We start from the raw sequence: 8895 nt of genomic DNA, 5'->3' as shown, positions 1-8895 counted from the left end.
CAGGTGTCTATATCGATGGTGTCCACCTCTTCCCATTCCGAACAGAGAAGTTAAGCCCATCAGAGCCAATGGTACTGCAGTAAAATGTGGGAGAGTAGGTCGATGCCGACTTTTATTAAATAAATAAGCATAAAGCTCTTGATAGAAATATCAAGAGCTTTTGTGTTTGTATAGGCGATGCTTACGATACCGTAATATACTATACTACCCCATGCTAAGGGTATACATAAATCTAAGCAACCATCCTAAATATATCACCCTTAAAGCTTCAAACTTCTGAAAGCTGTGAAGCGTTAATTATATAATTTAAAAATTATGTTTCTTATTTAGAATAATTAGGTTTTGAATAACAAAAGCCAGTAACTTAAGTTCTGGCTTTTATACTAAACTAAATTTTCTTATTTAACCTAAGTTTTATTTATGAAAACAAATTGTTTATCAAATACATCTAATTTAATCTCACTTTCTTTATTCACTATTCCTGAAAGTATTTGCTTAGACAATTCATTTAGGATTTTCTTTTGAATAACTCTTTTTAAAGGTCTAGCTCCAAATTGAGGATCATAACCTAATTGAGATAACCAATCTAGAGCTTCATCTGTTGCTGTAATTTGTATTCCCATATCAAACAGCATTTTTTGTAATCCTGCGAATTGTAGTTTTACAATATCTTTAATTTCATCTCTGTTTAATGGCGTAAACATGATTACTTCATCAATTCTATTTAAGAACTCTGGTCTGATAGTTTTTTTTAAGATTTCAAAGACTTCATTTTTTGTTTTAGCTATAATTTCATCTCTATTTAGTTCATTAAGTAACTCGAAATTTTCTTGAATGTGATGTGATCCTATATTAGAAGTCATGATGATAATAGTGTTTTTAAAATTTACCATACGTCCTTTATTATCAGTTAATCTTCCATCATCTAGAACTTGAAGTAATATATTAAAAACATCAGGATGTGCTTTTTCGATTTCATCTAATAATATAACTGAATAAGGTTTTCTTCTAACTGCTTCTGTTAATTGACCGCCTTCATCATAACCAACATACCCTGGAGGAGCTCCAATTAATCTGGATACAGCATGCCTTTCTTGATATTCACTCATATCAATTCTGACCATAGCCTGTTCATCATTAAATAAAAATTCGGCTAAAGCTTTAGCTAATTCAGTTTTACCAACGCCTGTTGTACCAAGAAAAATGAAAGAACCGATTGGTTTTTTTTGATCGCTCAAACCAGCTCTAGACCTTCTTATAGCACCTGATATAGCTTCAATAGCTTCTTGTTGACCAGCTACTCTCTTATGTAATTCTGCTTCTAGGTGTAGGAGTTTTTCCTTTTCGCTAGATACTAATTTAGTTACCGGTATTCCTGTCCAACGGGCAACTACTCCTGCCACATCATCAGCCGTAACTTCTTCTTTTAACATTCTGCTATCAATAGTTTTATTAGCTAGTTCTTGCTTTAGTTTTTCTACTTGGTCTTGAGCGTCTTTAATTCTACCGTATCTTATCTCCGCGACTTTACCATAGTCTCCGGCTCTTTCTGCTTGTTCTGCTTCAAGTTTAAAGTTTTCAATATTTTGAATATTATTATTTATTGCATCTACTAAATCTTTTTCACTTTGCCATTTGGCTTTAAGTTCATCTCTTTCTGCACTTAAATTACTTATCTCTTGTGTGAGATCTTTTACTTTTGAATCATTGTTTTCTCTTTTTATAGCTTCTCTTTCTATCTCTAGTTGCATGATTTTACGGTCTAATTCATCTACAGCTTCAGGTACAGAATCCATTTCTAAACGTAGTTTAGAAGCCGCTTCATCCATTAAATCAATAGCTTTGTCTGGTAGGAAGCGATCTGAAATATAGCGCTGAGAAAGTTCAACAGCAGCAATAATAGCTTCATCTTTTATCCTTACTTTGTGGTGTGTTTCGTAGCGTTCTTTTAGCCCTCTAAGAATAGAGATAGCATCTTGCGTATCTGGTTCGTCTACTAATACTTTTTGAAATCTACGCTCTAGTGCTTTGTCTTTTTCCAGATATTTTTGATACTCATTTAGTGTAGTTGCTCCTATTGCCCTTAATTCTCCTCTAGCTAAAGCAGGTTTTAGAATATTTGCTGCGTCCATAGCTCCTTCACCACCACCAGCTCCGACGAGAGTGTGAATCTCATCTATGAAGAGTATGAGTTCTCCATCACTATCTGTAACTTCTTTTACTACAGCTTTAAGACGTTCTTCAAATTCTCCTTTATATTTCGCTCCAGCAACTAATGCTCCCATATCTAATGAAAAGACCGTCTTGGATTTAAGATTTTCTGGAACATCGCCTTTAATGATTCTAAATGCAATTCCTTCTGCAATAGCTGTTTTACCAACACCAGGTTCTCCTATTAAAATAGGATTATTTTTAGTTCTTCTAGATAAGATTTGAATAACCCTTCTGATTTCTTCGTCTCTTCCTATAACCGGATCTAGTTTTCCAGACTCTGCGTAATCATTTAGATTGCGAGCATATTTATTTAAGGCATTGTAAGTAGCTTCCGCATTCTGGTCTATAACTTTAGCATCACCTCTCAAATCTTTAATAGCTTTTTTTAAGTCCTTTTCAGTAACTCCTTGATCTTTTAAAAGAGTAGCTGCTTTATCTCCTGAAACTAGTAGTCCTAAAAGAATGTGTTCTACTGAAACAAATTCATCTTTAAATTCTCTTAAATAAGATTGTGCTTTTTGTAGTACACCATTGGCACCTGATGAAAGATAAATATTAGAACCGCTTACTTTAGGGTAGTTTCTAATTTGTTCGTCTAATGATTCATTTAATTTGTTGATATTGACATTAAGCTTTTTTAATAAAAAACTTACCACATTTTCATCAACTGATAGTAAGCCTTTTAGAATATGAGTGCTTTCTATGGACTGTTGTTGAAAACCTTGTGTAATTTCGGAAGCTTTTTGTATTGCTTCCTGTGCTTTTATTGTGAAATTGTTGAAATTCATGATTAATTCCCTCCGAAAATTTATTATCAAAAAGATATCCAGAGTAAGATTAGGGATTAAATCATGAAAAAATGTCTTTAAAAAATGATCTAGTTAGACAATATGGCTGATATTTAATTATGGTAATGTAATTATAGCATGCTTAAATGCAAAAAGCGCTATTAAAGCGCTTTTTATATTGTATGGTACAGATTAATTATCCTAATTTATTCTGTAAAGCATTTACTTGAAAGTCTGTAAGTTTTTGAAGAGGGCCACTAGCAAGCATTTTCATCATCATGTTTAATTCTGCTGATATAGTTAAGGTTGCTTGCGTTTGATTGTTAATCTCTAATAAATCCCATTGAAGATTTAGCGCAATTGGTGCTTCTTCTGCAGGTATAATGGTGATTTTTTGATTAGGAACCCGGCTTTCTACTTTTAGCGCAAGTTTTGCCATATTTTGTATGGTAAAACGAGCTTCATCTTTAGTAGAAGACCAGTTGTAAATATTTTCTGGCATCAAGACTTGATGATTATTTAAATCTTCAAGAAATTGATATACTTCTGAAACACTTTTGTTTATTAAAGTTTTACTTTCAAATACTGTCATCTTTATATTGATTAATTGTTTCCCCAAACTGCTGGATTTTTCCTCCATTCTTCTAATAAATCAACATCAGAAGTAGGGAATAAATTATGTTCTGAAGCATATTTTAATAAAGCAGTATAATTAGAAAGCGTAGCAAAACGACATTTAGCTTTTTGGAAATTTTCTGTAGCCGTATCTAATCCATAAGAGAAAATAGCTACTAAGCCAGCAACATCGTATCCAGCATCTCTTAAGGCCTGAACAGCCTGTAAGCTACTTTTTCCAGTAGAAATTAAGTCTTCTATTACTACTACTCTTTGTCCTTCATTAATTTCTCCTTCAATTAAACTTTGAGTACCGTGTTCTTTTGGTTTAGAGCGTACATAAATGAAAGGTAAGCCCAATTCTTGAGCAACTAACGCTCCTTGAGGGATACCAGCAGTAGCAACACCAGCAATAGCACCAACTGAACCAAATTCTTCTTGAATAAGTTCAGAAAGTTTTTGCCTGATATAAGTTCTGATAGCCGGATAAGATAGTGTTATCCTGTTATCACAGTAGATTGGTGATTTCCAACCTGAGGCCCATGTAAAAGGATTAGCAGGTTGTAATTTAATTGCTTTAATTTGCAACAAAAATTCAGCAATTTTCTGTTCGATTTCACTTTTGTTGTACATGGCTCAAAAATACAATATTTATATAAACCAAAAGGTGCTAATTATAACTTCTATAAGACCTAATGATGGTTTAGATTGTCAAATACTTGATGTTCAAGGTTTTGAATTTGAAAAATTTTACAAGTCTTTATCTAAAAATCCTCAAGCTATATTTTATCTACTCACAAATGAACCTAAATCGGTATTTAAAAGCTTTAAAAACGCATTACGTGTTATTGAGGCTGCTGGTGGTTTAGTAAAAAGTAATGAAAATAAGTATCTTTTTATTAAGCGAAATGGCAGATGGGATTTGCCCAAAGGTAAGTTGGAAGAGGGAGAGCGTAAAAGAGATGCAGCTATGAGAGAAGTTGAGGAGGAGTGTGGTATTACAGTTAAGAAATTAGGGAAGAAATTAACCAAAACTTATCACGTTTATGAGTTAAAGGGTAAGCCTGTTCTTAAAGTGTCTCATTGGTATGAGATGAGTAGTAAGTCTAATCAGAAATTAATACCGCAAATAGAAGAAGGTATAACAGATGTTAAGTGGATTTCCAAAAAAGACTGGAATTTGGTTAAAGCAAATACTTATCCTTCTATTTTAGATGTATTAGCCATTGCTTAGTGCAGGAAGAAAAGGAATAGCCTCTGCAGGTACAAACTGGCTTACATCTCCACCATATCTAAGAATATCTCTTACTATTGTTGAGCTAATAGAAGAATAGCCTGGTTTGCTTAGAATAAATATAGATTCTATATCAGGTATTAATGCATGATTCATTTGAGCTATGGCTTTTTCGTATTCAAAATCTGAAACAGTTCTAATACCTCTAATCATGTAAGAAGCACCAATTTTTTGACAAAAATTAACTGTAAGACCTTCATAGGAAATCACTTCTATTTTGGGCTCTGCAGTAAAAACGGCTTTTAGCATTTCTAATCTTTTATCTGCTTCCATTAAAGGTTTCTTGTTGCTGTTTAAGCCTATACCAACGTATACTTTATCAAAAAGGGAAATAGACCTTTTTAAAATATCAACATGAGCTTTTGTTATGGGATCAAACGAACCTGGAAAAAGTGCAATTTTCATGATTTTTAGATTTTAGTTTGTAAAAAAGCTGAATGCAGAGTAGCCATACTTTCTTTTATCTGTAAAATTAGGGTGATTAGATAAATTTTGCATGCTTTGATGTTCTATAATTAAAACTCCTCCTGGCTTTAGAAGTTGTTTGTTAAATACAATTTTTGGTATTTCTGGTATATTGGTTAAATCATATGGAGGATCTGCAAAAATCAAATCAAATTGTTGTGTTTCTGTATTAAGAAATTTAAAAACATCGCTTTTAAAAGCTTTAATTTGGTTTAGCTCTAAATCTTTACTAGTAGCTTTTAAATAACCATAACAGCCAAAATCTCTATCTACTGCTGTGATTTCTTTAGCGCCTCTAGAGGCAAATTCTAATGAGATATTCCCTGTACCACTAAATAAGTCTAAAATTTTTAGGTCACTAATTTCTAATTGGTTCTCTAAAATATTAAATAAAGCTTCTTTAGCTATGTCTGTAGTTGGTCTAACAGGAAGCTTTTTTGGTGGATTTAATCTAATTCCTTTTAAAGTACCTCCAATTATTCGCATAAATAAAGACTTAAAAGAGAGAAAAATTGATGGATTGAGACCTCTTTAAAATTTTCATCAGTACGAATATAAGGTACATCATCTATCAAAGTACAATCTGTAAATAGTTGGTCTATTTCTTTAAAAAAGATACTATCCAATTGTATATCGCCGCTTATTTTTAGATTGGTTTCTTTGGCGTTTATTTGTTTTTCTTGAAGAATAAGCATAATGAAATACTTTAATTCTTCTTTATTTTTAATTTCAAAAATGTTATAAAAAAATAGTTCTCCATTTTTTAAAATCAATACTTCTAGATGCTCTTTTTTTAAGTTTATAAATATTTCTGGATGTAATGTTTTAGCTGCTAATTGTGTAGCACCAGTATAAAACGGTAAGAACTGCGGATAAAGTGTAGGATTTTTAAGTAAAGTTTCTACTTCTTTTATTTGAGAATCTTTAAAAGCATATACCGAGCGTATATCAATTTTATTGATTAATGATTCAAATATTTTTTCATGCTGATTATCAAAGTTTATAAAAGCCTTTAATTTATTTTCTAAAGTAGGATTAAAATAAATTTCTGGCAGAAAGGTGAAAGATTTGGTAGTTAAAGAAACTTTTATCTGCGCAAAGCTTGTCTCAAATAAATCATGCTCTTCAGAAAAAGGATAAGATGATTGACGCCCCAAAAGTTTAACCGATTTGTCTTGTATAATAGCATATTTATAGCCAGCTTCATCAACTTCTAAAAGCAACTGTTGAAGATTTGAATCTTCTGGTTTAAAATCTGACGATTTAATGATGATATCTTCCATTATTAACAAAAGTAAAATTTTTAATCAATCTATGAGTTCAAAATTTTTATCAAATTTGAAGAACATGTTAATAGCGCAATCACTCCGTCAGAAATTTCCACACGAACCAAACGAGCAACAGCTTTCTTTATTTAAACTTTTAGAAGATTTTGTTGCTACGGAGGATCCTGATGCGGCTTTTTTAATTAAAGGATATGCCGGAACAGGTAAAACTACAGTGATAAGTGCCTTTGTAAATGTTTTAAGGATGTATAAAAAGCAAGTTGTTTTACTTGCTCCAACAGGAAGAGCTGCAAAGGTTTTAACTCAGTATTCTGGTTTACAAGCATCTACTATACATCGTAAAATATATCGTAAGCGTACAGCGGGAAGTCCGGATTTGATGTTTAGCCTCTCTCCAAATCTCCATAAGGATACTTTTTTTATTGTGGATGAAGCTTCAATGATTAGCGATGATAAAAGTGATTTTAGCGGAAGTAGTTTATTAGAGGATTTAATCACTTATGTTTATAATGATAAAGGCAATAAGTTGATTTTTATAGGTGATACAGCACAATTACCACCTGTTAACTCTTTAGAAAGTCCAGCTTTATCTGCTGATTATTTAAGTGGGTTTTCTCTTGAAATGATGGGTATAGAACTTACAGATGTTGTGCGTCAGGCTCAGAAATCTGGTATATTGTTTAATGCTACACGTATCAGAAATCAAATTAGAAATGAAGAAGCAAGTTTTCCATCACTTATAACATCTGGTTATAAGGATGTTTATAAAATGACTGGTGATAAAATTATAGAAGGTTTAAACTATGCTTATGATAAATATGGAGTAGAAAATTGTTTGGTAGTTTGTAGGTCTAATAAAAACGCTAATATATACAATCAGCATATTAGAAATCAGATACTTTGGCGTGAAGATGAGTTAACTGGAGGAGATTTAGTGATGATTGTTAAAAATAATTATTTCTGGATGCCAGAAGATAAAGGAGGCTTTATTGCAAACGGTGATATCGCTAAAATTACCCGAGTTAAAAATATTCATGATATGTATGGTTTTAGGTTTGCTGATGTGCAATTAGAAATTCTAGATAGTACAGAGGAAGGTTATCAATTAGAATGTAAAGTTTTGTTAGATACCTTGTATGCAGAAAGTCCAAATCTATCTTATGAAAATCAAAAAATATTTTTTAATGAGGTGATGAAAGATTATGAGCATATTACCAACAAGCGGGTACGCATGGAAGAGTTAAAAACTAATCCTTATTATAATGCTTTACAAATTAAGTTCGCATATGCTGTAACTTGTCATAAAGCGCAAGGCGGGCAGTGGCCAGCTGTGTTTGTAGATCAAGGATACTTAACCCCAGAATTGTTGAACACCGAGTTGTTAAGATGGCTTTATACAGCATGTACAAGGGCTTCTAAAGAGCTGTTTTTTGTGAATTTTATTGATGATTTTTTTAAAAATCAGAAAGACTTTTAGTTTTATCTTCTGATATTAAAATTCCTATAATAACTAATAAGAGAAGAATTATAATATGCCCTATGGCTAGTTTAAATTTAGTTGTTTCTCTAGTATCATTAATAATTTGTTTATCCTTTATTTCTTGATATTTCTTTTGGCTATTAATTTTTTTAATACTGTTTTCTAAGCTATCGAATAAGCTGATTGCATTGTAGGATTTTAATAAAGCTATGGCTTCCTCACTTTTATCGTTATTTTTTAAATCGATGACTTTTCTTAGCTGCTCGCTTTTTAAATCAACTAAATTTAGTAATTGATTAATTTGATCTTGTTCGTTTTTCTCTAATTCTTTGTAGGCTAATATTTTCTTAAACCTTTCTTTTTCGAAATTTATTCTAAAACTAGCTTTATAATAATTTTCTAAATAAGCTTTATTGCCAGTTAAGAGGTACCCTCTTTTTGCAGATTCAGCATCTTTTATATTTTCTAATAGAGAATGAGAGCTAATAGCAAAATCGTATTTGCTTTGTACAGAGTTATATTTATCGCTGATTTTATTGTAAGACTTAAAAAGGGTAAAAAGGTTGTAAGCTATTATAATGATACAAACTGCTATAGTTGTTAAAATTATTTTTTTGTTTTTCATGATATGCAGCTTAGCAACAACTTTGGTTTGTTTAAGTTTTAAAGATGCTAAGAAAAGCAAACTTAAACAAAACATTATCAACTATAAATTTTAATTTATCATAACAAAACCTTTTAGTTAAACTTACG

The 8895-nt window shown here is 31.5% G+C and carries 9 protein-coding genes and 1 rRNA gene; 3 read left to right on the top strand and 7 right to left on the bottom strand.

Annotated features, from left to right (window positions below; genetic code table 11):
- Window positions 1-2 precede the first annotated feature (2 nt).
- Window positions 3-111, top strand: a 5S ribosomal RNA gene (rrf, locus tag GJJ64_RS06815).
- A gap of 296 nt (window positions 112-407) precedes the next feature.
- On the opposite strand, the gene clpB is transcribed toward rrf, so the two are convergent.
- From clpB to pyrE, 3 genes are all read right to left on the bottom strand, one after another.
- A complete protein-coding gene (gene clpB, locus GJJ64_RS06810; protein ID WP_154286914.1) occupies window positions 408-3002 on the bottom strand; it encodes an ATP-dependent chaperone ClpB in 2595 nt (864 codons plus the stop codon).
- Between the two features lie 196 nt (window positions 3003-3198).
- The gene (locus GJJ64_RS06805; protein WP_154286913.1) at window positions 3199-3594 is read right to left on the bottom strand and encodes an SRPBCC family protein; all 396 of its coding nucleotides are present in this window, start codon (window positions 3592-3594) and stop codon (window positions 3199-3201) included.
- Between the two features lie 11 nt (window positions 3595-3605).
- The gene (pyrE, locus tag GJJ64_RS06800) at window positions 3606-4250 is read right to left on the bottom strand and encodes an orotate phosphoribosyltransferase (protein WP_154286912.1); all 645 of its coding nucleotides are present in this window, start codon (window positions 4248-4250) and stop codon (window positions 3606-3608) included.
- On the opposite strand from pyrE, the gene GJJ64_RS06795 reads away from it, so the two are divergent.
- On the top strand, window positions 4249-4851 hold the full coding sequence (locus GJJ64_RS06795) for an NUDIX hydrolase (protein WP_154286911.1): 603 nt from the start codon (window positions 4249-4251) through the stop codon (window positions 4849-4851). The genes pyrE and GJJ64_RS06795 overlap by 2 nt on opposite strands.
- Here GJJ64_RS06795 and coaD read toward each other — a convergent pair.
- Genes coaD through GJJ64_RS06780 form a run of 3 tightly spaced genes read right to left on the bottom strand, consistent with a single transcriptional unit; the run spans window position 4837 to window position 6659 of the window.
- Window positions 4837-5316: a pantetheine-phosphate adenylyltransferase gene (gene coaD / locus GJJ64_RS06790; RefSeq protein WP_154286910.1), complete on the bottom strand. Its 480-nt coding sequence runs from the start codon at window positions 5314-5316 to the stop codon at window positions 4837-4839. The two genes, GJJ64_RS06795 and coaD, sit on opposite strands and share 15 nt — an antisense overlap.
- A 12-nt stretch (window positions 5317-5328) precedes the next feature.
- The gene (gene rsmD, locus GJJ64_RS06785; protein WP_154286909.1) at window positions 5329-5862 is read right to left on the bottom strand and encodes a 16S rRNA (guanine(966)-N(2))-methyltransferase RsmD; all 534 of its coding nucleotides are present in this window, start codon (window positions 5860-5862) and stop codon (window positions 5329-5331) included.
- Entirely contained in the window at window positions 5853-6659 is an 807-nt protein-coding gene (locus tag GJJ64_RS06780) for a DUF3822 family protein (protein ID WP_154286908.1), read from the bottom strand. The genes rsmD and GJJ64_RS06780 overlap by 10 nt, the downstream gene beginning before the upstream one ends.
- 64 nt (window positions 6660-6723) lie before the next feature.
- On the opposite strand from GJJ64_RS06780, the gene GJJ64_RS06775 reads away from it, so the two are divergent.
- On the top strand, window positions 6724-8139 hold the full coding sequence (locus tag GJJ64_RS06775; protein ID WP_154286907.1) for an ATP-dependent DNA helicase: 1416 nt from the start codon (window positions 6724-6726) through the stop codon (window positions 8137-8139).
- Here GJJ64_RS06775 and GJJ64_RS06770 read toward each other — a convergent pair.
- Complete coding sequence (locus GJJ64_RS06770; protein ID WP_195759241.1) at window positions 8117-8767, bottom strand: CHASE3 domain-containing protein; 651 nt, start codon at window positions 8765-8767, stop codon at window positions 8117-8119. The two genes, GJJ64_RS06775 and GJJ64_RS06770, sit on opposite strands and share 23 nt — an antisense overlap.
- Window positions 8768-8895: the final 128 nt, after the last annotated feature.

Source organism: Pedobacter puniceum (assembly GCF_009674685.1).
Taxonomy (GTDB): Bacteria; Bacteroidota; Bacteroidia; order Sphingobacteriales; family Sphingobacteriaceae; genus Pseudopedobacter; species Pseudopedobacter puniceum.
Note: the sequence above shows the minus strand (reverse complement) of the source record. Positions and strands in the feature narration are given on the sequence as shown.